The sequence below is a fragment of the Micrococcus porci genome (assembly GCF_020097155.1).
Classification (GTDB): domain Bacteria; phylum Actinomycetota; class Actinomycetes; order Actinomycetales; family Micrococcaceae; genus Micrococcus; species Micrococcus porci.
The window spans coordinates 587,517-610,868 of record NZ_CP083691.1 but is presented as its reverse complement, the minus strand read 5'-3'; the positions used below and the strand labels follow the sequence as shown (position 1 = coordinate 610,868).

Sequence of the window (23,352 nt, the reverse complement as noted above, 5' to 3'; positions counted from 1 at the left end):
CATGACCCACCCCGCCTCCTCCGCACCGGCCGGCCCGCAGTCCGAGACCACCCGCCGCGTCGACCTGGACGTCACCGGCATGACCTGCGCCTCGTGCGTGGGCCGCGTCGAGCGCAAGCTGGGCAAGCTCGAGGGCGTCACGGCGTCCGTGAACCTGCCGCTCGAGCAGGCCACCGTCACCGCGCCCGCCGACGTGTCGGACGAGGAGCTCGTGGCCGCCGTCGAGAAGGCCGGGTACGGCGCCACCGTGCGCCGTCCCGCCCCGCCGGCCGGGCACGCCGGGCACGCGCACACCTCCGAGCACGGCGAGGGCCACGGCGAGGAGCACGCCGCGGACCATGACGGCGTGGACCACCACGACCACATGGCCCACGGTCCGGGTGAGGACGTGCTGAAGCCGCGCCTGATCGGCGCGGCGGTGCTGACGGTGCCGCTCGTGCTGATCTCCATGGTCCCGGCGCTGCAGTTCCCGCACTGGGGCTGGGTCGCGTTCGCCCTGGCGGCGCCCGTGGCGCTGTGGGCGGCGTGGCCGTTCCACTCGGCGGCGTTCCGCGCGGCCCGGCACGGCTCGTCCACGATGGACACCCTCGTGTCCCTGGGCGTGCTCGTCTCCTTCTCCTTCTCGGCCGTGGAGCTGATCCTGGCGCCGGACATGACCGCCCACGTGGGCGGGACCATGGCGGAGATGGCCCACCACAGCCTGTACTTCGAGGCGGCCGCGGTCATCACCACGTTCCTGCTGCTGGGCCGCTGGCTCGAGGCCCGCGCCAAGCGTGAGGCCGGCGCCGCACTGCGGGCCCTCCTGGACCTGGGCGCGGCCCAGGCCACCCTCTACGACCCCGAGACCCACGACGAGCGCACGGTGCCCGCCGAGTCCCTCGCGCCGGGCGACGTCGTGCTGATCCGCCCCGGCGAGAAGGTGCCCACGGACGCCGAGGTGCTCGAGGGCACCTCCGCCGTGGACGCCTCCCTGCTCACGGGCGAGTCCGTGCCCGTGGAGGTCGGCCCCGGAGACGCCGTCACCGGGGCCACCCTGAACACCTCCGGCCGGCTGGTCGCCCGCGCCACCCGGGTGGGCGCGGACACCACGCTCGCCCAGATGGGCCGCCTCGTGGCGGACGCGCAGACCGGCAAGGCGCGCGTCGCCCGCCTGGCGGACCGGATCTCCGCGGTGTTCGTGCCGGTGGTCCTGGGGCTGGCCGTGCTGACCTTCGCGGTGTGGATGCTCGTGACCGGCGACCTGCCGTCCGCGCTGCGCGCCGGCGTGGCCGTGCTCGTGATCGCGTGCCCGTGCGCCCTCGGCCTGGCGACCCCGGTCGGCCTCCTGGCCGGCACCGGCCGCGCCTCGCAGCTGGGCATCCTCATCCGCGGCCCCGAGGTGCTCGAGGACTCGCGCACCGTGGACACGATCGTGCTGGACAAGACCGGCACCGTGACCGAAGGCCGCATGGCGCTGGCGGACGTGCTCGTCCTCGACCCCGCCTTCGTCACCGACACGGGCGCCTCCCGGAGCGCTTCCGTGGCCGAAACGGACGCTCCCCGGAGCGCTTTCGTGGCCGAAACGGCGCCGGACCGGGCCACCGACCTCCTGCTGACCCTGGCGGCCGCCGTCGAGCGCGGGTCCGAGCACCCGATTGCCCGCGCGATCGTGACCGGCGCCGAGGAGCGCGGCCTGACCGTGCCCGACGTGGCGGACTTCGCCTCCACGGCCGGCGGCGGCGTGTCCGGGCTGGTCGCCCTCCCCCACGACGACGGCGCCCTCGCCTCCGGCGCGCACGGCGCCGCCGGCCCGGCCCCGGTCCGCGTGGCCGTCGGCCGCGGCTCCGTCCTCGAGACCGCCCTCGACGGCGGCATCCCCGCCGAGCACCGGGCCGCGTTCGAGGCCGCGGAGCAGGCTGGCGCCACGGCCGTGTGGGTCGCGGTCGGCGGCCGCGTGGCGGGCGTCCTGTCCGTCCGGGACACCGTGAAGGACACCTCCGCCGACGCGATCGCCCGGCTCAAGGAGCTCGGCCTGCGCCCGCTGCTGGTGACCGGCGACAACGCCGCCGTCGCCACCCAGGTGGCGGACGCCGTCGGGATCCCGGCCGAGGACGTGGTGGCCGGCGTGCGCCCCGAGGACAAGGTGGACGTGGTCCGCCGGCTCCAGTCTGAGGGTCGCGTGGTGGCCATGGTGGGCGACGGCGTCAACGACGCCCCGGCGCTCGCCGCGGCGGACATGGGCATCGCCATGGGTTCGGGGACGGACGTGGCCCGCGAGGCCGCGCAGATCACCGTGATGGGCGATGACCTGCACCAGGTGGTCCAGGCGCTCGACCTGAGCCGCCGCACCCTGGGGATCATCCGGATGAACCTGTTCTGGGCGTTCCTCTACAACGTGCTCGGCATCCCGGTCGCGGCCCTGGGCCTGCTCAACCCGATGATCGCCGGCGGCGCGATGGCGGCCTCGAGCGTGCTCGTGGTGCTGAACTCGCTGCGGCTCACCCGCTACGCGCGGTGAGCCGGGGCGGGGCCGAGCGCCGGCCGGGTCCACCCCGGCCCGGCTGGCCGGTCAGGGCAGACATTCGCGGGAGTACTCGAGCCACTGCTCGAGCTCGCCGGACTCCTCCCAGAGCTGGTAGAGCTCGGAGCAGGAGGGCTCGCGGATGACCACGCCGATCAGCTCGCGCAGGGTCTCGATGTCCTCGTCCGAGAACTGGTCGATGAAGGCGGTCAGGTCCACCTCGTCCGTCTCCGCGTGCTCGAGCAGGGCCTCGAGGTCGGCGTGGTCCTCGTTGCGGGCGATCCGCACGAGCGCCCCGAGGGCGAGGAGTGCCGCGCCCTGACTCGCGGTCAGGTAGCCCTCGTCCTCGTCGCGACGGAAGTTCCTGCGGAACTCGTCCAGGTCGAAGGTGCCGTCGAGGACCTCGTCCACGATGTCCAACGCCGTGTCGTTCTGGAAGACGTTTCTGCCCCATGCGCCCATGACCTGACCCTAGGCCCGGGGCGGGCCCCCGGCAAGAGTCCTGTGGTGTCCCGCCGAGGGGTGCCGTCGCCTCCGCTTCCGGTGTTCGCGGCAGTTCTTAGACTGGGCGGCATGAGCACCGAGCCGACCCCCTCTCCCGCCACCCCCGAGACCGAGCCCGCCGCGCCGTCCTCGTCCGGGCTGCCGCAGTCCGCCCCGCAGGCGGCGTGGCCCGAGCGCGTGGAGACCGGCGAGCACCAGGTGTCCTACCGGGCCACCGTGGCCGCGCCGGCGCAGGAGCTGTGGGCGATGCTCGCGGACCCGCACCGCCATCACGAGGCGGACGGGTCCGGGACCGTGCGGCCGAAGGTGAGTGGGCCGCACAGGCTGGCCGTGGGCGACCGGTTCCGTGTGGCCATGCGGAAGTACGGGGTGCCGTACACGATGACGCTGACCGCCACCGCCGTCGACGAGGACGAGCTCGTGGAGTGGGCCCACCCGGGCGGACACCGGTGGCGCTGGGCTTTCCAGGACAACGGGGACGGCACCACCGAGGTCACCGAGACCTTCGACTACTCGTGGGCCCGGCCGGCCGTGCGCCGCGCATACGAGCTGCTGCGGGTGCCGGCGGACAACGGGCGTGGCATCCAGTCGAGCCTCACGCGGCTGGCGGGCCGCCACCTCTGAGCCGACCGCGTCTCCGCACTTTCGTTCGGGAAACGGCGGCGTGTCGAGGACTTTCGTTCGGGAAACGGTCAGCCCTCGCGCCGTTTCCCGAACGAAAACGCGCTGACGACCGCCGTTTCCCGAACGAAAGCGGGGGGTGCGGGGGTCAGACGGCGGACCAGTGGGTCGCGGCCGGCGGCTGCGCCAGGTGCGGGGTGACGAGCGCCCGCCACGCGAGGAACGCGTCGGACTCGCGGAAGCCCACGGTGTGGTCCTCGAGCGTGCGCCAGCCGATCAGCAGCCGGTAGCGCGCCGGGTCCTCCACCTGTCGGGACAGTGCGAAGGACGTCGCGCCCCGTCCCGGAACAGCGGCTCGGCCTCGGCGACGGCGGCCTCGAACGCCGCCTCCGCTCCCGCGGCCACGTGCAGCTCCACCGACTCGACGACCGGCCCGGCCGTCGTCGCGTCCTGCCCGGCGCTCATGCGTGCACCCGCGGGCTCGTGGAGTGGCCGGTGAACCAGGCGACGAGCTGGCCGTCCGCCTCGATGCCGACCTCGATCATGCGGTCGCGGCCGAACTCCACCGACTGGCGGGCGGTCGCCACGAGGTGCGCGCCGAGCTTGGCGGGCGCCACGTAGGTGATCTCGGCGCGCCGGGTGACGGGGGCGGCGCCGAAGGTCGCCACGCAGTACGCCAGCGCCGAGTCCGCGAGGTGGAACAGGAAGCCGCCGTGGCAGATCTCGTGGGAGTTCACCATGCCCGCGGTGACGTCGCGGTGCAGCACCACGCGGCCCTCGGCCACCTCCCCGAGGGTGACGTCGTGCTCGCGCACCGCGGGGTCGTTCGCGTAGATCTCCTCGAGGCGGGCGAGGATCTCGTCCCGGCTCTGGCCGGACGAGCTCTGGGGGGTGTCAGTCATGGGCCCATTGTGTCGCAGGTCGCGCCGCCCCGTGCCTAGGGTGGCGGCGTGACGCAGACCACCTCCACCCTCGTGCGCCTCCGCGCCCGCGACGGCTTCGTGCTCGCGGCCCGCCACTTCGCCCCCACGACGACGCCCCCGGCCCGGCCCGCCGGCGCGGTGGTGATCGCCCCGGCGACCGGGGTGAAGGCCACGTACTACCGGCGCTACGCCGAGTTCCTCGCCGGCCACGGGTTCCACGCGGTCACGTTCGACTACCGGGGCGTCGGGGAGTCCCGCGCGCCGTTCGCCGTGGCCCGGCGGGCGCGGTGGGCGGACTGGGGCGCCCTCGACGCGGACGCCGTGCTCGGCTGGGCCCGGACGCACCTGCCCGGCCCCCTCCTGACGGTGGGTCACAGCTACGGCGGGTTCGGCATCGGGCTCGCGGACGAGGCGCGGCATGTGGCCCGGCACGTGGCCGTGGGCGGGCAGCACGCCCACTGGCGGGACTACCGGGCGCGGCCGGGGAGGGCGCGGATGTGGGCGCGCTGGCACGCACTGATGCCGATGGTCACGCTGGCCCGCGGTCACTTCCCGGGGCGGCGGCTCGGCTGGCTCGAGGACCTGCCGCGCGGGGTCGCCCTGGACTGGGCGCGCAGTCGCCGCGACTTCACTGCGAGCGCCCGCACCGTCGCCGGCCGGGACGAGCTGCGCCGTCGTCTGGCCGCGTTCACGGCGGACGCGCTGATCGTGGCGCCCGTGGACGACGACTTCGGCACCGACGCCGCCCTCGACCGCGCGGACTCCTACTCGCCGGGTCGGCGGACGGTGCGCTGGCGGGTGCGGCCGGAGGAGCTCGGTGTCGGGGAGATCGGGCACTTCGGACTGTTCCACGCGCGGTTCGCGTCGACCTTCTGGCCGGCCACGCTGGAGTGGCTGCGCGACGGCGTCGCCCCGGCCGGGGCCCGCTGAGGCTCGCGCACCGGAATCGCCGCGGCCCGCCCCGTCCCCGCGACGACGACGGCGGCCGCCCCGACCCGGATCTCCGGGCGGGACGACCGCCGTCGCACTGGTGCGCGTGATGTATCGATACTACCCCGCGCCCAGCGGATGCCCAGGCGACACGTCAGTCCTGCATGGCGTAGTCGATGACGACGCGGCCCTCGATCTTGCCGTGGCGCATCTCCTCGAACACGTCGTTGATCTCGGTGAGCGGACGGGTGTGGAACGTCGGGTGGATCTTCCCGGCCGCATAGAACTCGAGCGCCTCGACCATGTCCTGACGGGTGCCCACGATCGAGCCGCGGATGGTCAGGCCCTTGAGGACGATGTCGAAGATCGGCGCGGGGAAGTCGCCCGGGGGCAGGCCGTTGAACACGATGGTGCCGCCGCGGCGGGTCATCGCGATGGCCTGGCCGAACGCCTGCGGGTGCACGGCCGTGACGAGCACGCCGTGGGCGCCGCCGATCTTCTCCTGGATCTCCACGGAGGGGTCCGCGACGTTCGCGTTCACGGTCAGCTCCGCGCCGTGCCGGGAGGCGAGCGCCAGCTTGTCGTCCGCGACGTCCACGGCCACCACGCGCATGCCCATCGCCACGGCGTACTGCACCGCGATGTGCCCCAGGCCGCCGATGCCGGAGATCACGACCCACTGCCCGGGCCGCACCTCGGTCTGCTTCAGCCCCTTGTACACCGTGACGCCGGCGCACAGGATCGGGCCGACCTCCATCGGGTCCGCGCCCTCGGGGATCACGGGCGCGTAGCGGGCGTCCACGAGCATGTACTCGCCGAAGGACCCGTTCATGGAGTAGCCGCCGTTGATCTGCTCCTCGCACAGGGTCTCCCACCCGGTGCGGCAGTACTGGCAGTGGCCGCACGCTCCCCACAGCCACGCGTTGCCGACCATGTCCCCGACCTTGAGGTTCTCGACGTCGGGTCCGACCTCCTCGACGATGCCCACGCCCTCGTGGCCCGGGATGAACGGCGGGGTCGGCTTCACCGGCCAGTCGCCCTCCATCGCGTGCAGGTCCGTGTGACAGACGCCCGAGGAGATGAGCTTCACGAGCGCTTGGTGCTGGCCGGGCGTCGGGCGCTCGACCTCCTTGACGTCGGCCTCTTTGCCGAACTGGCTGACGACGGCTGCTTTCATCGTGGTCATGGTGGATCACCTTTCGTGGAGTGGGGAGGGGGCGTGCAGTGCCGGCGTCGGCTCAGAAGAACCCGAGCTTGTCCTCGGAGTAGGAGACGAGCAGGTTCTTGGTCTGCTGGTAGTGGTCGAGCATCATCAGGTGGTTCTCACGGCCGATGCCGGAGGACTTGTACCCGCCGAACGCGGCGTGGGCCGGGTAGGCGTGGTAGTTGTTCACCCACACGCGGCCGGCCTGGATCGCCCGGCCCGCGCGGTAGGCGGTGTTGCCGTTCCGGGACCACACGCCGGCGCCGAGCCCGTAGAGCGTGTCGTTGGCGATCCGCATGGCGTCGTCGAAGTCGGTGAACGTGGTCGTCGAGACCACCGGCCCGAAGATCTCCTCCTGGAAGATGCGCATCGAGTTGTCCCCGCGGAAGATCGTGGGCTGCACGTAGTAGCCGCCGGCCAGCTCGCCCTCCATCTCGGCGCGCGCGCCGCCGATCAGCACCTCGGCGCCCTCCTGACGGCCGATGTCCAGGTAGGACGTGATCTTCTCGAGCTGGTCGTTGGAGGCCTGGGCGCCCATCATCACGTCCGTGTCGAGGGGGTTGCCGGTGACGATGCGCGAGGTCCGCTCCACGACGGCGTCGAGGAACTTCTCCGCGATCGACTCCTGCACGAGCGCACGCGACGGGCACGTGCAGATCTCGCCCTGGTTCAGCGCGAACAGGGTGAAGCCCTCCTGCGCCTTGTCCCAGTAGGCGTCGTCGTTCGCCATGACGTCCTCGAAGAAGACGTTGGGCGACTTGCCGCCCAGCTCCAGGGTCACCGGGATGATGTTCTCCGAGGCGTACTGCATGATCAGCCGGCCCGTCGTCGTCTCGCCCGTGAACGCGATCTTGCGGATGCGCGGCGACTGCGCGAGCGGCTTGCCGGCCTCGAGGCCGAAGCCGTTGACCACGTTGACGACGCCGGCCGGCAGCAGGTCCGCGATCAGCTCGATGAACACCATGATCGAGGCCGGGGTCTGCTCGGCGGGCTTGATCACGACGGCGTTGCCCGCGGCCAGCGCGGGCGCCAGCTTCCACACCCCCATCAGCAGCGGGAAGTTCCACGGGATGATCTGGCCGACCACGCCGAGCGGCTCGTGGAAGTGGTACGCGACGGTGTCCTCGTCCACCTGGGACAGGCCGCCCTCCTGCGCGCGGATCGCGCCGGCGAAGTACCGGAAGTGGTCGATGGCCAGCGGGAGGTCCGCGTTGAGGGTCTCCCGGATGGCCTTGCCGTTGTCCCAGGTCTCCGCGACCGCCAGCATCTCGAGGTTCTCCTCCATGCGGTCCGCGATGCGGTGCAGCACGAGCGCCCGCTCGGCCGCCGAGGTGGCGCCCCAGGCCGGGGCGGCCTTCCAGGCGGCGTCGAGGGCGACGTCGATGTCCTCGGCCGTGCCGCGGGCGACCTCGCAGAACACCTTGCCCGTCACGGGCGTGACGTTCTCGAAGTACTGGCCCTTGACCGGGGGCGTCCACTCTCCGCCGATGAAGTGCTCGTAGCGGGGCTTGAACTCGACCTTGGCTCCCTCAGTCCCGGGGAATGCGTAGACGGTCATGGTGCTGGCTCCTTTGCCTGCGGTTGCCTCGGCGCCGGGCGGCGCCCTGCCGTGGATGTGACGCTAGTCACAAGGAGGTTGCACGAAGGTTGCAGCCGAGTGCCGGCGAGGGGCGGGCCGGGTCAGGTCAGGTCCCGCTCGATCCGCTCGAGGGTGGCCACGGCGAGCGCGCGCCGCGGCGAGTCCGCCGGCAGCAGACGCAGGGCGGCGCCCCAGAGCTCGACGTCGTCGCGGGCCTCGGGGCGGCCCAGGTAGGCCCAGAGCTGTTCGACATCCGCGTCCTGGGCGACGGCCTCGCGCAGCGCCTCCCCCAGCTCCGCGCGGATCGAGGCGACGCCGGGGGACGCCGACCGCGGCAGCACCGGCCCGGCCGCCGCGTGCAGCGCACGGTCCAGATCCCCGGCGCGCAGCGCCTCCCGCGCGCACAGCAGGTCCGCGTGCACCGCCCCCACGAGCCGGTACGGCCGGGACAGCAGCTCCACCCGCGCCCCCACGTCCCGCAGCGCCCGGCGGAGCCGATGCACCTCGGCGCGCAGCGAGATGGCGCGGGCGGGGGCGTCGCCCGGCGCGGACCGGGGCCCGACCGTCTCCTCCGGATACAGCGCGACCTCGAGCTCGGCGCCGGTCAGGCCCGGGCCGTGCCACGCGAGGAGGGTGAGGATCTCGGCGTGCCGGCCGGTGAGCTCGACCCCGTCCAGGGTGGGCGGCAGGTGGCCGGTGACGCGCAGCAGGCCCGCGGCGGCGTCGTGACGGTGCGGCGCAGCGGCGGGGCTCGGCCCCGGCGAGACGGACGGCGGGGCCGAGGGGCCCGGCGTCGGGACGGTGCCGCGGGAACGGCCCCGGGACGGGGCGGGCAGGTCCCGCCAGGCGGCGTGCACGGCGTCCACGGTGGTCTGGAGCAGCGGCAGGGCGAGGTGGCTGACGGCGTCCTCGCCGCCCGTGAGGTCCAGGACCCCGACGAGCCGCCCGGTGGCCGGGTCCGTGAGCGGGACGGCCGAACAGCTCCACGGGTGCACGCGCGGGCTCAGGTGCTCGCCGCGGCTGACCTGCGTGGGGGCGCCGGTCGCGAGGACGATGCCGGGGGCGGAGGTGCCCATCGACGCCTCGGACCAGTCGGCGCCGGCCACGAAGCCCAAGGCCTCGGCGTGGCGCACCGCGGTCCGGTCGCCCTCGACCCACAGCAGGTGGCCGCGCGCGTTGCCGATCGCGGCGAGCATCCCGGCCTCGGCCGCGGGCTGGATGAGCATGCGGCGGACCACCGGCAGGGCCACCGCGAGGCGCTGCTCGCGGCGGGCGGCGGCGAGGTCGTCGTCGGAGAGGGTGGCCGGGTCGGTCTGGCCGGGCACCGCGGGCGCGGTCGCGGACGCCCCCGCGTCGAGGGCCGACCCCGCGGGGGTGAGGACGCCGAGGGAGCGCAGCCAGGACTCGCGGACCTCCCGGCGCAGCCCCTGGAGGGCGGCGCGCAGGCCCTGGTCCGCGCCGGTCGGAGCGGTGGGCGACGACGGTGCGAGCGACAGGCGGACCGCGGCAAGGGACTCGTGGGCCCGGTCCACGGCACGCCGGTAGGCGCCGGTGGCGAGGGTCGAGCTCATCCCGAGCCGGCCATCAACCGCGAGCGGATCAGGAACCGCTTGCCCTCGGGCGCCTCGACGGAGAAGCCGGAGCCGCGCCCGTCCACCACGTCCAGGGTGAGGTGGGTGTGCTTCCAGTACTCGAACTGGGCGGCGGACATCCAGAACGGGATCTCCACGGCGGCCTGGTCCCCCTCGGCCGGCACCACGAAGGTGCCCAGCCGGACGTCGGCGGCGCCGGTCGTGAAGTCGCCGGCGGGATAGCACATGGGCGCGGAGCCGTCGCAGCAGCCGCCGGACTGGTGGAACATGAGCGGGCCATGGATCGGGAGGAGTCGGCGGATCAGCGCGAGCGCCGCGGGCGTCATGGCGACGCGGGACACGGTCTCGCCCGGCAGCTCGGGGCGAGCCTCGAGCGCGGGCGCGTGCTCCGCCGACGAGGACGACACGGTCATCGCGACCTCCTGGGGATGGGCGATCGTCGGTCCCCACACCCTAGCCTCGAACGTGATCCACGTCACCCCAGCTGGCGTCGGGGGAGGCCTGGCGGGCGCACCGTGAGCTGTGCCGTGGGCTGGGTCGCGCGCTGGGCTACGTACGTCGCCGCGAGCCAGACGTTTCGGCTGCAATCAGGGACTGGTCACGACCGAAACGTCTGGCTCACGGCGCGGGGGTGGGGAGGGGAGGAGGGCTGGGGCGGCGGGCGGCTCACGCGGCCACGCCCGGCGTCCACCCTCGTACACTCGGCGCATGCTCCCGGACCCCAGCCCCACCGTCACCGTGGACGGCCTCCTGTTGCGCCCACTGCGCGCCGCGGACGAGATCGCGGCGCGCGAAGCGGACGCCGAGCTGCATCGGGAGGGGTTCGACTTCCTGATGGCCGGCACCCGCTCCTTCCCCGCGATCCGCCGCGCGTTCGCCGCCGAGGCGCGCGGCGACGTCGAACCCGGCCGGGTGCCCGCGTCCTTCTACGTGGGCGTGGACGAGAACGGCGAGCTGGTGGGCCGGGTGTCCGTGCGGTGGGAGCTGAACGAGGCGCTGCGGCACGTCAACGGGCACGTGGGCTACGCGGTGCGCCCCGCGTTCCGGCGGCGGGGGCACGCCGTCCGCCTGCTGCGCGGCGCGCTGACGCTGCTGGCCGCGCACGGGGTGTCCACCGCCCTGCTCACGTGCGACGAGACGAACACGGCCTCCGTGGCCACGATCCGTGCGTGCGGGGGCGTGCTGCGGGACCGGGTCGAGGCGGGCCTCGACGGTGCGCCCTTCCCGGTGCCCAAGCTGCGCTTCGACGTCCCCACGACGGCGGCCTGACCGGAGGGGCGGCGCGGACCGCGCCGCGCCGCCGGCCTCAGTAGGCCTTGACGCGCTGCTCCACGATCAGGTGGATGAGCGCGAACCGGCCCTCCTCCTGGACGGCCTTGAGCGCCGCGTCCACGGCCGCCGGCACGTCCGCGTCCTGCTCCACGCGCACCCCGAAGCCGCCGAACGCCTCGGCCATGGCGGCGAAGTCGGGGTTCTTCAGCTGGGTGCCGGAGACGCGCTCGGGGTACTCGCGCTCCTGATGGGTGCGGATGGTGCCGTACTCCTGGTTGTCCATGACGATCACGAGGGGCGTGGCGCCGTACTGCGCGGCGGTCGCCAGCTCCTGGCCGTTCATGAGGAACTCGCCGTCGCCGGCGATGGTCACCACGGTGCGGTCCGGGAAGTTCAGCGACGCGGCCACGGCGCCCGGCACCGAGTAGCCCATGGAGCCGTTGCGGGCCGAGATCATGGCGCGGTAGCCCTCGGTGGGGAAGTAGCGGTGGGCCCAGTTGGTGTGCTCGCCGGCGCCGAGGGAGATCATCGAGTCCTTCGGCAGCTTCGGCATGAGGGTGGCCATGAGGGTGGCCATCTTCGCCTGGCCGTCACCCGGTTCGGCGGCGGGCAGCGCCGCGAACTCCTCCTGCTGGCCGCGCAGGCGGGAGGTCCACGCCTCCCACTCCGGCTTCACGGCGAGGTCCATGCGGACCAGGTCGCGCACGAACACGTCCGGCTTCGCCACGATCTGGTGGGAGACGGGGCCGGAGCGGCCGCGCAGGGACGGGTCGATGGTGACCAGGAAGTTCTTCTTGTCCCAGTTCTGGCGGATGGTGAAGCCGTCGGTGACGACGTCGCCCGGCACGGTCCCGACGAACACGATCAGGTCCGTCTCCTCCAGCAGGTGCTGCGTGAAGTCGGGGCGGCCGTAGCCGATGGGCCCCACGTAGGACGGGGAGGAGAACGGCACGGTGCCCTCGCAGCGCCACTCGGCCGCGGCGGGGATCTTGTGGTCCTCGAGCCAGGAGGTCAGCGCCTCGGCGCCGGCGTCGGTCCAGTCGTTGCCGCCGGTGATGAACAGGGGCTTCTGGGACTCCTTGAGCGCGGCGTGCAGGGACTTCCAGTCCTCCACGGTCATGCCGCCGGGGGCCACGGGGATCTGCGGGTGCAGGTGCGCGTCCACCTCCACGCGGATGATGTCCTCCGGCAGGCCGACGACGACGGGGCCCGGGCGGCCGGACGCGGCGGCGAACATGGCCTCGGCCACGATCTCGGAGGCGCGCTCCGGGTGGTCCAGGACCATCACGCGCTTGGCGCCGGAGTCGAACCACGCGTGCGGGTCGAACTCCTGGAAGGCCTCGCGGTCGCGGTGCTCGAACGGGATCAGGCCAACGAACAGGACCATCGCGGTGGAGTCCTGCCACGCGGTGTGCAGGCCCACGTGGGCGTTCGCGGCGCCGGGGCCGCGGGTCACCATCGCGATGCCGGGGACCTCGTTCATCTTGCCGTCGGCCTCGGCCATGTAGGTGGCGCCGCCCTCGTGGCGGCAGACGACGTTCTCGATCTGCGCGGAGTCGTGCAGCCCGTCCAGGACGTCCAGGTAGGACTCACCGGGCACCGAGTACACGCGCCGCACACCGTGGGACTCGAGCGTCTTGACGATGAGGTGGCCTGCCGAGAGGCGGCCCGGCGCCTCGGAGTTCTGCGACATGGGGGACTCCTGGTTGTGGGTGTGGGAGCGCACCGGCGCCCCTTCTGGCTGCATCCCGCCGACAACGGGGTGGTCGCCCGGGATTCCCGGTCAGGCTAGCCGACGTGAGCGACGCCACAGCAGACTGTCTCAGTCAGTGACTGCGGTTCGGTCGGGGCATGCCTCACTCCATGCGCTCGCGCACCGAGAGGTTCCGCAGGGCCAGCCACAGGGCACCGACGAAGGCGAGGACCGTGCCGCCGGCCATGATGCCCACCAGCGTCCAGGGGACGTGAAGGTCCAGGGGAACCCCTTGCAGCGCCGTCACCGTCAGCACGCCCAGCGCGCTGTCGACGGCGGACAGCACCGCCGCACCACACGTGACGGCGGGCGGGATCGGCATCGTGTCCGGCGGCTTCGGCAGGTCCATCCAGTCCGGATTGACGTGGAGCTCCTGGGGCAGCCGCGCGGCCAGCGCCTGCTGCTCAGGAGTCAGACGTGGGAACACATGCGCGACCTCACGCGACACCGGGGCCGGCAGCCTCGCCGCGGTCGAGGCGAGGATCACGGCGCCGCCCTGTGCCAGCGAACCCTGCGCTCCTTCGACGACGATGACCGGGAATGTGGCCAGCCTCGCAGAAACCCTCGTCGGATCCGCCGCGTGCGGGTCCACCACGGAGAGCTCGCCCTCGGGCGCTTGAAGCGCGCGGAGTGCACCCCCCTGCCGCAGCCCCTCCTCGGCCTGGGGGTCGAGCTTCCGCAACCCCAGGACGTCCGCCGCTTGGCGCGGTGTCTCCACGACGACGACGGGCCCGTCCTGGGCGGAGGTCGGTGCCTCCACCTGGCGGTAGCCGAAGTCTTCCGGAGCGTCGATCTCTCGCCGGACCTCCTGGGCGAGCCTGGTGGACACGCCGGCGTCGTCGATGTTGAGCACGGCCAGCTGGGCCTGGTCTGCGGGCACCGCAGACACGAGGGATGCAGTGAATGTCTGCACACCGCTGGTCACCAGTGTGACAGTTCCCGTGGTGAGGACGGCCTGCAGCCCGCACAGCAGCAGGGCCAGCCAGGTGCCTCCCGCCGAGGTGATCAACCGCGACCGCAGCAGGCCCGTGGGAGTGGCCCCGACCCCGTGGCGGGACCTGGTCGGGAGCCTCCAGCCCGGCGACGACGTTCAGCAGGGACGTCTTGCCGGAGCCGGAGACCCCCATGACCGCCACGAGCTCACCGTGCCGGAAGGGGACCGTGACCCCCTCCAACGCCGTCACCACCTCGGGGCCGCTGACGAAACGCAGGCTGACACCACGGGCGTCGATGGCAGGGGTGGGCACGGCGGTCCTTCTGTCAGAGTTCGAGGCGGGGATGGGCTCGACGCCGGACCAGCAGCCGCCGGTGGTGCGCCAGGACGAGGCCCGGTCGTTGAACCAGCCGCCGACGTCGTAGTTGTCGGTGCACGAGTTCATGGCGTAGCACGAGCCGCCGTCATAGGCGTCCGTGACGAGGCGCACCTTGCCGGACGGACACTCGGAGAGCGCAGCGGATGCAGGTGCGGCACCCGCGCCGAGGGCACCGGCGATGAGGTCACCGGCGAAGATCCTCTTCGACATGGACATGGCTCTCCCTCGGGAGAAGGGCGCCGATCGGCGCGAGGGTGGGTGATGACCCGATCGGAGGTGTCCGCTCGCGGTCGCCATGATCGTGCGGGGGGCGTGCCACGTGAAGGGGTACGCATGAAGTCAGTACTCTTGTCCATCTGACCTCATACCCGGGTCTGAGGCAGGGCCGCCCCGTACCCTGGGGCCATGCTCTCCCCCCACACCCTCGCCCGCCTGGCCTCGATCTCCGCGTTCCTCAACACCGCGCCGGGTGTGCGCGGCGGTCAGGAGGCGGAGGAGCGGCTCACCGCCGGCACGCAGCTGCCGGCGCTGGTCCCCGAGCTGCAGGAGGGCGAGTCCCGGCTGCGCGTGGCCGCCGCGGCCCGCACCCGCGCCCACGAGCTGCGCGCCCGCCTGACCGAGCTGTGGGCCGCCGCGGACGCCGAGGACGTGCCCGCCGCCGTCGCCGCGGTGAACGAGCTGCTCGCCGAGACCGGCCCCCTGCGCCTCGAGGTGTCCGACGGATCCGCCGACCTCGCCCCCGCCCAGGTGCCCGCCGACGCCGTGGAGCGCCTCACCGCCATGGCGGCCCTGGCCCTGACCGAGGCCGCCCTCGAGGGCGAGCTCACCCGCCTGCGGGTCTGCGCCGGCGAGGACTGCGAGAACACGCTCGTCGACGCCAGCCGCAACCGCTCCAAGCGCTTCTGCGACGCCGCCAACTGCGCCAACCGCACCCACGTGCGCAGCTACCGCGCCCGCCTCGCCGAGGCGGAGGACACCCAGGCCGACGTCGAGGCCGCCGACGCCGCACCCCTGCCGGAGGTCGCCCCGGAGGCAGATCCCCAGGACGCGACGGACCTCGAGGCGATCGAGGCCGCGGAGGGTGTCGAGTCCGCAGTGCAGGAGCCTGTGAAGAAGGACTCCACCAAGGACAAGAAGTCCAAGTCCGAGAAGAAGGCCAGGAGGGCCGCGAAGAAGAAGGCGGAGAAGGAGTCGGAGGCCGCCGCCGAGGGGAAGAAGGGCAAGAGGGAGAAGTCCAAGAAGTCCGAGAAGCACAAGAAGAAGGCCGCGAAGGACTGAGCCCGGCACGGGTCCCCGCCCCGCGGCTCCGGGCCCGCTGACACCCGCCCCGAGGCGCTGCTCGTGCCGGTGACCAACCCCGTGGACGTGCTCACGCCCGTCGCCCGGCGCATCACCGGGCTTTCCGCGTGGAGCTCCGCCCGGATCGGCTCCGTGCCCCTGCTGTCCTGGCCGGAGGCGGCCCAGCCCGTGTTCACCCGGGAGCAGCTCGACGCGATCGCCCACCAGGTCATGCACGCCGCCTACGAGGTGATCCAGGGCAAGGGCTCCACGAACTACGCCGTGGGCGTGGCCACGACGCGCCTGCTCGGGGTCGTGCTGCGGGACCAGCACGCCATCCTGTCCGTCTCGACGGTGATGCAGGGGACGCGAGGGCTCGAGGACGTTGCGCTCTCGATGCCCTCCGTGGTGGGACCGACCGGAGTGCAACGGGTGGTGCCCCCCGGGGCTGGACTCCTCGGAGATCGCCCGCCTGCAGGCCTCCGCCCGCGCGCTGCGCCAGGTGGCCGCGAAGGTCGGGTGCTGACGGCCCGGGGCCGGGGCGCCCCGTCGACCGGCGGCGCGGACGGGTCAGCGGCCGGCGTCGCCCTGGGCGGCGCGGCGCTCGGCGGCGGCCTTGGCCCGGCGCTCGGCGGCCCGGCGCTGGAAGGTCTCCTCGGAGGAGCGGTTCACGCCGGAGCCCCGGGAAAGGTGGTCCGGGTTCTCGCGGGAGGCCAGCTGCAGCATGGCCACCACCACCAGCGAGGTCATGAAGAACACGCCGAACGCGATCAGGCCGATGTCGATGCGCAGGGGGTTGGCGGTGCCGCCGGAGGCGGTCAGCGCGGCCACGACGCCGCCGACGAGGCCGAGCACCGCGGAGAACACCAGCGGGCCCTTCACGGTGGTGCGCAGGCCGCCGCGAGCCGGTCGGCCGGCACCGGGACGGGTGCGGTCGTCGGACGGACGGGGGGACTGAGCGCTCACGGCGGGGCTCCTACGGATGGACGGCGGGGGACGCAGGCGGTGGTCGGACCGCCGGTCGGGCGGACCCAGTCTACGCCGCACGACGCTCAGAGGCCCTTGGCAGTGCCCCGGTCGCGGCGGACCTCGTGGTGGAAACCGAGGCCGGAGATCAGCATGAGAACGCCCACGATGATCGCCCCGCCGCCGGCGATGCCCAGCAGCGCGTGCGGGCCGAAGCCCTGCACCGCGCCGACGAGGACGCCGAGACCGGAGAGCGCGCCGACCAGGCCGGTCCACAGCTGGTCTCGGGCGGGGATGAACTCGCGGCGGAACCGCGCCCACGCCGTGAGCTCGGCGGCGCCGCCGGCCAGCAGGGCCAGGCCCACCACGATCCCCACGGCGGCCGGGGACCCCATGATCACCAGCACCACCGTGCCGAGCATCCACGCGGCGGCGGCCAGGGACAGCGGGGAGCGCATGCCCACGGGGACCGGATCGCGGCGCAGGTACTCCCAGAGGGCGGACCCGGAGAACACGAGGTACAGCGCGAAGGCCACCTTCATCCAGGTCAGCCCCGGGTTCTGCACGAACACGGTGGTCAGGCCGAAGATCAGCGCGACGCCGGCGCGGATGAGGACGGGCTTGAACACCTCGGACGAGATCTCGAGGGGGGTCTGCGGGGAAGTCACCGCCCCAGTCTACGGAGCGGCCCCGGCGGGGCTCAGCCCAGGCGCATCCAGGCGTCCCGGCGGGCGCGCAGGCCGAGGGTCGCCGCGCGCATCCCCAGGTACACCCCGGCGAACCCGAGCCACAGCAGCGCGACCTGCGCCCCGGCGTCGGCCCCACCTGCCGCGAGCCGTGCCAGCCCCCACAGCACCGGCGCGTAGACGGCCAGGTTCACGACGCCGGCCAGCGCCAGGTACCGCGCATCGCCGGCGCCGATCAGCACCCCGTCCAGCACGAACACGTACCCGGCCACCGGCTGGCTGAGCGCGAGGACCAGCAGCCCTGCGGTCGCGGCGGCGTGCACGCCCGGGTCCGGGGTGAACAGCGGGGGCAGCGCCCACGCGGCGGCGGCCAGGCCCGCCCCTGTGACGACACCGAAGCCCAGCCCCCAGCGCACCATGAGGTCCGTCAGGCGCCGGGCCGTGCGCGGGCGGGACGCGCCGAGCTCCGCGCCGATGAGCGCCTGCGCGGCGATGGCGAGGGCGTCGAGGGCGAACGCGAGCGTGGAGTACAGCGTGAACACCAGCTGGTGCGCGGCCAGGGTGACGTCCCCCAGGCCGGTCGCCGCGGCCACGGTGATGAGGATGGCCGCCCGCAGGCTCGCGGTGCGCAGCATCAGCCAGGAGCCGACCTGCGCGGTGGCCCGCAGCCCGTCCGCCCGAGGTCCCGGCCGGGTGCCGGCCGCCCGGAACCGTGGCGCCAGCACCGCCAGGTACACGGCGAGCATGGCCCACTGCACGGCCGCGGTGCCGATCGCTGAGCCCGCCACCCCCAGCCCGGCCCCGTAGACGAGCGCCCAGTTCAGCCCGATGTTCACCGCGAACCCGCCACCGGCCACCACCAGCGGCGTCACCGTGTCCTGCAGGCCGCGCAGCACGCCGGTGGCGGCGAGCACGGCCAGCAGCGCGGGCAGCCCCGGCATGGACCAGCGCAGGTACTCCGTGGCGTGGGAATGAACCTCCCCCGCGGCGCCGAGCGCACCGGTCAGCCACGGGGCGGCCAGCCAACCGGCCGCGCCCAGCACGAAGCCCAGCATCAGCCCCAGCCACATGCCGTCCCGGCCGCGGTCCAGGGCGCCGGCCGGGTTCCCGGCGCCCACCATGCGCGCCACCGCGGGCGTGGTGGCGTAGGCCAGGAACACCAGCAGCCCGGTCACGGTGTGCAGCACCGTGGTCCCCACGCCGACGCCGGCCAGCTGGGCCGTGCCGAGGTGCCCGACGATCGCCGTGTCCGCCAGCAGGAACAGCGGCTCGGCGATCAGCGCCCCGAACGCGGGCACCGCCAGGCCGAGGACCTGCCGGGCCAGGGCGCGGCGGTCCTCCGGGGCCGGGGCGGCGTCGTCGTGAGGGGGGCGGGAGGGCACGTCAGCCGAGCAGGGCCAGCAGCGGGGAGAGCAGCGCGCCCGGGCCCACGGGCGCCGGGGCGGAGGGCAGCAGCGGGGCCACCAGGTACAGCATGGCGATCGCGATGCCGTTGTTCACCATGTGCAGCAGCACCGCGTACCCGAAGGACCTGCCGATCAGCACGTAGGTCACGGTGATGGTCACCGCGAGCGTCAGGTACGGAACGGTCTCCACCCACTGGAAGTCCCCGCCCGTGCCCAGGAAGTGCAGCAGCGTGAACGCGGCCACGGAGATCGCGGCGCACACCCACACGTTGATCCAGCGGGAGAGCTTGCCCACCAGCAGGTGACGGAAGAGGTACTCCTCGACGATCGGCGCGCCGACCACCGTCATCAGCACCATGCCCAGCGCGGGCGCCTGGGTGGTCATCTCCTCCAGCGCGGCCTGGTTGGCGCTGGTCTGCGCCTGCCCGATGAGGGAGAGCAGCAGCGCGTTGACCAGGACGGTGACCAGCCACAGGGCCGGCAGCAGCAGGATCTTCAGCCAGGTGTGCGTGGCGAACACGCGCAGCGAGGCCACCAGCGGCCGCCACGAGACCGCCAGCACGGCCACCACCAGCACCGCGTAGCTGACCAGGTTCACCCGGAACCCGTCCATCACGTCCATCGCGGCGGGGTCGCGCGGCGCCAGGCCCAGCAGCACCGCCAGCAGGTATCCGAGGCCCACCACCATCATCAGCACGTAGAGGACGACGACGGCGGCGTCCCCCCAGTGCAGGCGGCCCGGCTCCCAGCTGGGCGCGGTCCGCGCGGAGGCGGTGCGTCCCGGCCAGCCCGAGGGCGGCCAGCCCTGCGGCGCCCCTCCGGCGGACGCACGGCCCGGCCACCCGGCAGGCGGCCAGCCCTCGGGAGCCTCTCCGGCGGCCGACGTGGGGGCCGTGGATCCGGGCGGGGGGAGGGCGCCGGCGTCGTGCGGGCCGGGAGGAGGAACGCTCATGCCGCCACGCTACCAACGGCCCCGGCCACGCCACCGGCCGGGCGGCGCGGTTGGCCCCGTGCGGACCCGCTGGTCTACCGTGCTGGTCATGGCCCTGTTCTCCCAGCCGGTGTACATCAACCTGCCCTCCACGGACACGGAGCGCATCCGCGAGTTCTGGACGTCCATGGGGGCGGACATCGACGAGGACTTCTCGGACGAGAACTCGGTGTGCGTGCAGCTCACCGAGTCCACCTTCGCCATGTACCTCAGCCCCGGCTTCTACACCGACTTCATCGGCGACCGTGAGATCGCCGACTGCCTCACCACCAACTCCGTCCTCCTCCAGCTCACCGCCCCGGACCGGGGCGCCGTGGACGCGCTCGTGCGCGCCGCCGTCGAGGCCGGGGGCTCCGAGGTGCCCCTCCCGGACGAACTGCAGGAGGACATGACCGCCACCGGCGTGCACTCCCGTCAGGTGGTCGACCCGGACGGCCACCAGTGGGAGTTCATGGCCGCCTGAGGCCGGGCCCCCGGCACTTTCGTGCGGGAAACGGGAGCCTCCCCGGGCACTTTCGTGCGGGAAACGGGAGCCTCCAGGCGCCCCCGCTCACACCCGTACCCGCGCACCCGCACTCCCGGCATACTGGCCGCATGGAACGGGACTCCACACACGCACGCGGCATCGCGCATCCGATGCACCCGGCCGTCCTCGGGGCGGTCGTCGGCATGGTCGGCGGCAGCCTGTTCATGCTGCTCAGCCGCCCCGAGTTGCCCTTCCCCTGGCCGACCGTCACGCTCGTCGCCTGGATCGCGCTGCTCGCCGCGGCGGCCTGGGCGGTCTTCCTCGCCCCGCGGCGCCTGCGCGACGTCGGCGCCCCCTCCCGCCACGCCGGCCCCATCTACGGGCTCAGCGTGCTCGGCATGGTCGCGCTGATCATCGCCTCGCCCCACCTGGTGCGGGCGCTGGGCATCGAGGCGGCCCAGCCCGCCGTCGTCGTGATGGCGGTGGGGCTGCACTTCATCCCGTTCGCCTCCGCGTTCGGGGCGCGCGTGTTCGCGTGGCTGGGCGGGTCGCTGACGGCGATCGGACTGGCGGGGGTGATCGCGGCGGCCGTGGTCGGGGCCCCGGCGGGCGCGGTGGCGGCGGTGCTGGCGGGCGCGGCCATGCTGGCCTTCCTCGCCGTCGACGCGCGGCGCGGCGCCTGAGGCGCCCGCCCCTCAGGCCCCCGTGCGCCCGGTGAGCCGGGCGTGCATGGCGGCGCTGGCCTCGTTCAGCCCCGTCACCTCGGCGGCGATCCCGTGCTGCGCGTACTTCGTCACCACGGCGTCCAGCGCCGCCACCGTGGAGGCGTCCCACACGTGGGCCGCGCTCAGGTCGATCACGACGCGCGGCGGGTCCAGCGCGTACTCGAACTGCGAGTAGAGGTCGTTGGAGGAGGCGAAGAACAGCTCGCCGTGCACGCGGTAGACGGCGGTGCCGCCGTTGTCGTCCGTCACCACGCGCTCCACGCGCGCGAGCCGCGAGACCCGCTGCGCGAACAGCACCATCGCGGTGAGCACGCCGACGCCCACGCCGATCGCCAGGTTGTGGGTGACCACGGTGGCGAGCACGGTCAGGAGCATCACGGCCGTCTCGGAGCGGGGCATGGCGCGCAGGGTGGCGGGGCGCACGGAGTGCCAGTCGAAGGCGGCGCCGGCCACGAACACCATCACGCCCACGAGCGCGGCCATGGGGATCTGCCCCACGAGGTCCCCGAGCGCCACCACGAGCACCAGCAGGAGCACGCCGGCCAGGAACGTGGAGATGCGGGTGCGGGCGCCGTTGGCCTTCACGTTCATCATGGTCTGGCCCACCACTGCACAGCCACCCATGCCGCCGAACAAGCCGGAGACGATGTTCGCCACGCCCTGCCCCCAGGACTCGCGGGTCTTGTCCGAGCGGGTGTCCGTGACGTCGTCCACGAGCTTGGCCGTGAGCAGGGACTCGAGCAGCCCCACCACGGCCATGCCCACGCTGAACGGCAGGATCAGCCGCAGCGTCTCCCAGGTCAGCGGCACGTCCGGCACGAACAGGCCGGGCAGGGCGTCCGGCAGCTCGCCCCGGTCCCCCACGCGCGGCACGGACCAGCCGGCGGCCATCACGAGGGCCGTCACGACGACGATCGCCACGAGCGTGGACGGCACCGCCGTGGTCAGGCGCGGCAGCAGCAGCACGATGCCCAGCGCGAGCGCGGTGAGCGGGTACACGAGCCACGGGACGCCGATCAGCTCCGGGAGCTGGGAGGTGAACACGAGGATGGCCAGCGCGTTCACGAATCCCACCATCACCGAGCGCGGGATGAACCGTATGAGTCGGGCCACGCCGAGCAGCCCGAGCGCCACCTGGATCAGCCCGCCGAGGATGATCGCCGCGATGAGGTGGTCCAGCCCGTGCGCGTGGGACAGCGGGGCCACCACCAGGGCGACGGCGCCCGTGGCCGCGGAGATCATGGCGGGGCGACCGCCCACGACCGCGGTGGTGACGGCCATGGTGAAGGACGCGAACAGCCCGACGCGCGGATCCACGCCCGCGATGATCGAGAACGCGATGGCCTCCGGGATCAGGGCGAGCGCCACCACGACTGCGGCCAGCACCTCGGTGCCCAGCCACCGCGGGGTGCGCAGGGTGCGCAGCACCGACTGCCGCTGGAGCGGCGTGAGGGCAGGCGGGGGCGCGGCGGGTGAGGCGGGCATGCTCCCGAGGGTAGCGGTGCGCGGGCGGGGTGCCCGCCGGTGAGCGGGCCCGCCCGCCACCCCTCACGCCGTCCGCATCACCCGCACGGGGTCGCGGAACGCGGCGAACGCCGCCGGGGCGAGGCTGGCCAGCAGCGCGGTGAGGGCGGCCAGCACGGCCACCGCCGCCACGAAGTCCACCCCCAGCGTCCCGCCCTGGCCGGCGACGACGGCGTACCCGGCTCCGGAGCCCAGCACGGCGCCCAGCAGCGCAGGCACGGCGGTGCGCACGGCCACGAGCAGGATCAGGTCTCCGCGGCCGATGCCGAGGGTGCGGCGGCGGCCGAGGTCGCGGCGGCGGATGAGGACGTCGGCGAGCACCACGATGGACACGAAGAACGCGCCGGCTCCGAGGATCAGCAGCAACAGGGAGCGTCCGAGCCCGGCGAGCTCGCCGGTGATCACCTGGTTGCCGGCGGAGAGGGCACGGGCGGTCTGGATGGAGGAGGCGCGCGGGTCGGGGTCGATCACGGCGAGCGCGGCCTCCTGCATGGCGCGGGTGCCGGCGGTGTCGGCGGCGAGGACGCGGACCTGCTGCATCACGAGGGCGTCCGGGGCGGCGGGGACGGTGAGGGCGTAGCCGTCGAGGTCCTGGAAGGGGTCCTGGGCCTGGAACGCCCCGACGACGGCCCACTGGCGGCCGTCCGTGGCCTCGATCGCTCCGGAGGGCTGGGCGAGGCCGAGCTCGGCGAGCTTGGCCTCGGGGACCACCACCTCGCCGGGGGCGGGCAGGCGGCCGCGGGTCAGCTCGATGCCACGGTCCAGGGTGCCGACCACGTTCGTCACGGCCACGCGGGCGCCGCCCCGGCCGATCCAGGTGTTCACGGCGTCCATGGGCGAGTCCCGGGCGAGGGCGGCCTCGGCGGTGTCGAGTCCGGCGAGGGTGGCCGCGGTGGCGCCGGTGAGGAAACCGGTGCCGCCGGTGTCGGTGACGGTGAGCACGCGGGCGCCGGGGCCGGAGAGCTCTGCGGCGACGGCCGCCTCGGTGGCGGCCTGCCTGCCCACGGTGGCCACGGCGGCGAAGCACATGGCGGCCACCACGAGCAGCACGAGGGCGGAGGGCACGGGAGAGGTGCGTGCGGCGGTGACGGCTTCACGCAGCAGGGTGCGCAGGTTCAT

Annotated in this window: 23 protein-coding genes and 1 pseudogene; 9 read left to right on the top strand and 15 right to left on the bottom strand. The window is 73.8% G+C overall.

Annotation, left to right across the window (positions count from 1 at the left end):
• Position 1: 1 nt before the first annotated feature.
• On the top strand, positions 2 to 2,497 hold the full coding sequence (locus KW076_RS02900; RefSeq protein WP_224356162.1) for a heavy metal translocating P-type ATPase: 2,496 nt from the start codon (positions 2 to 4) through the stop codon (positions 2,495 to 2,497).
• Positions 2,498 to 2,548: 51 nt separating this feature from the next.
• Here KW076_RS02900 and KW076_RS02895 read toward each other — a convergent pair whose 3' ends face one another.
• Complete coding sequence (locus KW076_RS02895; protein ID WP_113914230.1) at positions 2,549 to 2,962, bottom strand: DUF4259 domain-containing protein; 414 nt, start codon at positions 2,960 to 2,962, stop codon at positions 2,549 to 2,551.
• A 111-nt stretch (positions 2,963 to 3,073) separates the two neighbouring features.
• Here KW076_RS02895 and KW076_RS02890 point away from each other — a divergent pair, with 111 nt between their 5' ends.
• Positions 3,074 to 3,628, top strand: a complete 555-nt coding sequence (locus KW076_RS02890) for an SRPBCC family protein (protein WP_224356161.1) — start codon at positions 3,074 to 3,076, stop codon at positions 3,626 to 3,628.
• Between the two features lie 145 nt (positions 3,629 to 3,773).
• Here KW076_RS02890 and KW076_RS02885 read toward each other — a convergent pair whose 3' ends face one another.
• Together KW076_RS02885 and KW076_RS02880 are read right to left on the bottom strand one after the other, a co-directional pair.
• Positions 3,774 to 3,932, bottom strand: a complete 159-nt coding sequence (locus tag KW076_RS02885) for a hypothetical protein (RefSeq protein WP_224356160.1) — start codon at positions 3,930 to 3,932, stop codon at positions 3,774 to 3,776.
• A gap of 154 nt (positions 3,933 to 4,086) precedes the next feature.
• Positions 4,087 to 4,527 carry a PaaI family thioesterase gene (locus tag KW076_RS02880; RefSeq protein ID WP_224356159.1) on the bottom strand — a complete coding sequence of 147 codons (441 nt, stop codon included), beginning with the start codon at positions 4,525 to 4,527 and terminating at the stop codon, positions 4,087 to 4,089.
• A gap of 48 nt (positions 4,528 to 4,575) precedes the next feature.
• On the opposite strand from KW076_RS02880, the gene KW076_RS02875 reads away from it, so the two are divergent.
• On the top strand, positions 4,576 to 5,478 hold the full coding sequence (locus tag KW076_RS02875; protein ID WP_224356158.1) for an alpha/beta hydrolase family protein: 903 nt from the start codon (positions 4,576 to 4,578) through the stop codon (positions 5,476 to 5,478).
• Positions 5,479 to 5,632: 154 nt separating this feature from the next.
• Here KW076_RS02875 and adhP read toward each other — a convergent pair whose 3' ends face one another.
• From adhP to KW076_RS02855, 4 genes are all read right to left on the bottom strand, one after another.
• On the bottom strand, positions 5,633 to 6,664 hold the full coding sequence (gene adhP / locus KW076_RS02870; protein WP_224356157.1) for an alcohol dehydrogenase AdhP: 1,032 nt from the start codon (positions 6,662 to 6,664) through the stop codon (positions 5,633 to 5,635).
• A gap of 52 nt (positions 6,665 to 6,716) precedes the next feature.
• Positions 6,717 to 8,240 (bottom strand): acetaldehyde dehydrogenase ExaC, encoded by a 1,524-nt coding sequence (gene exaC / locus KW076_RS02865; RefSeq protein WP_224356156.1) that lies wholly within the window; start codon positions 8,238 to 8,240, stop codon positions 6,717 to 6,719.
• Positions 8,241 to 8,362: 122 nt separating this feature from the next.
• Positions 8,363 to 9,832: a helix-turn-helix domain-containing protein gene (locus KW076_RS02860; protein WP_224356155.1), complete on the bottom strand. Its 1,470-nt coding sequence runs from the start codon at positions 9,830 to 9,832 to the stop codon at positions 8,363 to 8,365.
• A complete protein-coding gene (locus KW076_RS02855; protein WP_224356154.1) occupies positions 9,829 to 10,266 on the bottom strand; it encodes a DUF779 domain-containing protein in 438 nt (145 codons plus the stop codon). Before KW076_RS02855 ends, KW076_RS02860 begins: the two co-directional genes overlap by 4 nt.
• Positions 10,267 to 10,561: 295 nt before the next feature.
• On the opposite strand from KW076_RS02855, the gene KW076_RS02850 reads away from it, so the two are divergent.
• Positions 10,562 to 11,122, top strand: coding sequence for a GNAT family N-acetyltransferase (locus tag KW076_RS02850; RefSeq protein WP_224356153.1), 561 nt, complete (start codon positions 10,562 to 10,564; stop codon positions 11,120 to 11,122).
• Positions 11,123 to 11,159: 37 nt separating this feature from the next.
• Here the strand turns inward: KW076_RS02850 and KW076_RS02845 are convergent, their stop codons facing one another.
• Both KW076_RS02845 and KW076_RS02840 read right to left on the bottom strand, forming a co-directional pair.
• A complete protein-coding gene (locus tag KW076_RS02845) occupies positions 11,160 to 12,818 on the bottom strand; it encodes a thiamine pyrophosphate-dependent enzyme (RefSeq protein WP_224356152.1) in 1,659 nt (552 codons plus the stop codon).
• Between the two features lie 163 nt (positions 12,819 to 12,981).
• The gene (locus KW076_RS02840; RefSeq protein ID WP_224356868.1) at positions 12,982 to 13,887 is read right to left on the bottom strand and encodes a hypothetical protein; all 906 of its coding nucleotides are present in this window, start codon (positions 13,885 to 13,887) and stop codon (positions 12,982 to 12,984) included.
• Positions 13,888 to 14,039: 152 nt separating this feature from the next.
• Here KW076_RS02840 and KW076_RS02830 point away from each other — a divergent pair, with 152 nt between their 5' ends.
• From KW076_RS02830 to KW076_RS12620, 3 genes and pseudogenes are all read left to right on the top strand, one after another.
• A complete protein-coding gene (locus KW076_RS02830) occupies positions 14,040 to 14,237 on the top strand; it encodes a hypothetical protein (protein WP_224356867.1) in 198 nt (65 codons plus the stop codon).
• A gap of 359 nt (positions 14,238 to 14,596) precedes the next feature.
• Positions 14,597 to 15,469 carry a CGNR zinc finger domain-containing protein gene (locus KW076_RS02825; protein WP_224356151.1) on the top strand — a complete coding sequence of 291 codons (873 nt, stop codon included), beginning with the start codon at positions 14,597 to 14,599 and terminating at the stop codon, positions 15,467 to 15,469.
• A 63-nt stretch (positions 15,470 to 15,532) separates the two neighbouring features.
• Positions 15,533 to 15,850: pseudogene (locus KW076_RS12620) on the top strand (L-lactate dehydrogenase); the annotation flags it as partial.
• A 189-nt stretch (positions 15,851 to 16,039) separates the two neighbouring features.
• Here KW076_RS12620 and KW076_RS02815 read toward each other — a convergent pair.
• The 4 genes from KW076_RS02815 to KW076_RS02800 all read right to left on the bottom strand — a co-directional run bounded on the left by KW076_RS02815 (position 16,040) and on the right by KW076_RS02800 (position 19,479).
• On the bottom strand, positions 16,040 to 16,435 hold the full coding sequence (locus KW076_RS02815) for a hypothetical protein (RefSeq protein WP_224356150.1): 396 nt from the start codon (positions 16,433 to 16,435) through the stop codon (positions 16,040 to 16,042).
• Between the two features lie 86 nt (positions 16,436 to 16,521).
• Entirely contained in the window at positions 16,522 to 17,103 is a 582-nt protein-coding gene (locus KW076_RS02810) for a hypothetical protein (RefSeq protein WP_224356149.1), read from the bottom strand.
• Positions 17,104 to 17,135: 32 nt separating this feature from the next.
• Positions 17,136 to 18,503 carry an MATE family efflux transporter gene (locus tag KW076_RS02805; RefSeq protein WP_224356148.1) on the bottom strand — a complete coding sequence of 456 codons (1,368 nt, stop codon included), beginning with the start codon at positions 18,501 to 18,503 and terminating at the stop codon, positions 17,136 to 17,138.
• 1 nt (position 18,504) lies between these two features.
• Entirely contained in the window at positions 18,505 to 19,479 is a 975-nt protein-coding gene (locus KW076_RS02800; protein WP_224356147.1) for a CPBP family intramembrane glutamic endopeptidase, read from the bottom strand.
• Between the two features lie 88 nt (positions 19,480 to 19,567).
• On the opposite strand from KW076_RS02800, the gene KW076_RS02795 reads away from it, so the two are divergent.
• On the top strand, positions 19,568 to 19,981 hold the full coding sequence (locus KW076_RS02795; protein WP_224356146.1) for a VOC family protein: 414 nt from the start codon (positions 19,568 to 19,570) through the stop codon (positions 19,979 to 19,981).
• Positions 19,982 to 20,112: 131 nt separating this feature from the next.
• A complete protein-coding gene (locus tag KW076_RS02790; protein WP_224356145.1) occupies positions 20,113 to 20,667 on the top strand; it encodes a hypothetical protein in 555 nt (184 codons plus the stop codon).
• A 12-nt stretch (positions 20,668 to 20,679) separates the two neighbouring features.
• Here the strand turns inward: KW076_RS02790 and KW076_RS02785 are convergent, their stop codons facing one another.
• Positions 20,680 to 22,194: a SulP family inorganic anion transporter gene (locus tag KW076_RS02785; RefSeq protein ID WP_224356144.1), complete on the bottom strand. Its 1,515-nt coding sequence runs from the start codon at positions 22,192 to 22,194 to the stop codon at positions 20,680 to 20,682.
• Positions 22,195 to 22,257: 63 nt separating this feature from the next.
• Positions 22,258 to 23,352 carry a permease gene (locus KW076_RS02780; RefSeq protein WP_224356866.1) on the bottom strand — a complete coding sequence of 365 codons (1,095 nt, stop codon included), beginning with the start codon at positions 23,350 to 23,352 and terminating at the stop codon, positions 22,258 to 22,260.

Bases quoted from the DNA above. Each gene is read 5' to 3' on its own strand.
- KW076_RS02900 (WP_224356162.1), top strand. From the start codon at position 2: ATGACCCACCCCGCCTCCTCCGCACCGGCCGGCCCGCAGTCCGAGACC.
- KW076_RS02895 (WP_113914230.1), bottom strand. From the start codon at position 2,962: ATGGGCGCATGGGGCAGAAACGTCTTCCAGAACGACACGGCGTTGGAC.
- KW076_RS02845 (WP_224356152.1), bottom strand. From the start codon at position 12,818: ATGTCGCAGAACTCCGAGGCGCCGGGCCGCCTCTCGGCAGGCCACCTC.
- KW076_RS02785 (WP_224356144.1), bottom strand. From the start codon at position 22,194: ATGCCCGCCTCACCCGCCGCGCCCCCGCCTGCCCTCACGCCGCTCCAG.
- exaC (WP_224356156.1), bottom strand. From the start codon at position 8,240: ATGACCGTCTACGCATTCCCCGGGACTGAGGGAGCCAAGGTCGAGTTC.
- KW076_RS02855 (WP_224356154.1), bottom strand. From the start codon at position 10,266: ATGACCGTGTCGTCCTCGTCGGCGGAGCACGCGCCCGCGCTCGAGGCT.
- KW076_RS02780 (WP_224356866.1), bottom strand. From the start codon at position 23,352: ATGAACCTGCGCACCCTGCTGCGTGAAGCCGTCACCGCCGCACGCACC.
- KW076_RS02880 (WP_224356159.1), bottom strand. From the start codon at position 4,527: ATGACTGACACCCCCCAGAGCTCGTCCGGCCAGAGCCGGGACGAGATC.
- KW076_RS02825 (WP_224356151.1), top strand. From the start codon at position 14,597: ATGCTCTCCCCCCACACCCTCGCCCGCCTGGCCTCGATCTCCGCGTTC.
- KW076_RS02890 (WP_224356161.1), top strand. From the start codon at position 3,074: ATGAGCACCGAGCCGACCCCCTCTCCCGCCACCCCCGAGACCGAGCCC.
- KW076_RS02790 (WP_224356145.1), top strand. From the start codon at position 20,113: ATGGAACGGGACTCCACACACGCACGCGGCATCGCGCATCCGATGCAC.
- adhP (WP_224356157.1), bottom strand. From the start codon at position 6,664: ATGACCACGATGAAAGCAGCCGTCGTCAGCCAGTTCGGCAAAGAGGCC.
- KW076_RS02795 (WP_224356146.1), top strand. From the start codon at position 19,568: ATGGCCCTGTTCTCCCAGCCGGTGTACATCAACCTGCCCTCCACGGAC.
- KW076_RS02860 (WP_224356155.1), bottom strand. From the start codon at position 9,832: ATGAGCTCGACCCTCGCCACCGGCGCCTACCGGCGTGCCGTGGACCGG.
- KW076_RS02850 (WP_224356153.1), top strand. From the start codon at position 10,562: ATGCTCCCGGACCCCAGCCCCACCGTCACCGTGGACGGCCTCCTGTTG.
- KW076_RS02800 (WP_224356147.1), bottom strand. From the start codon at position 19,479: ATGAGCGTTCCTCCTCCCGGCCCGCACGACGCCGGCGCCCTCCCCCCG.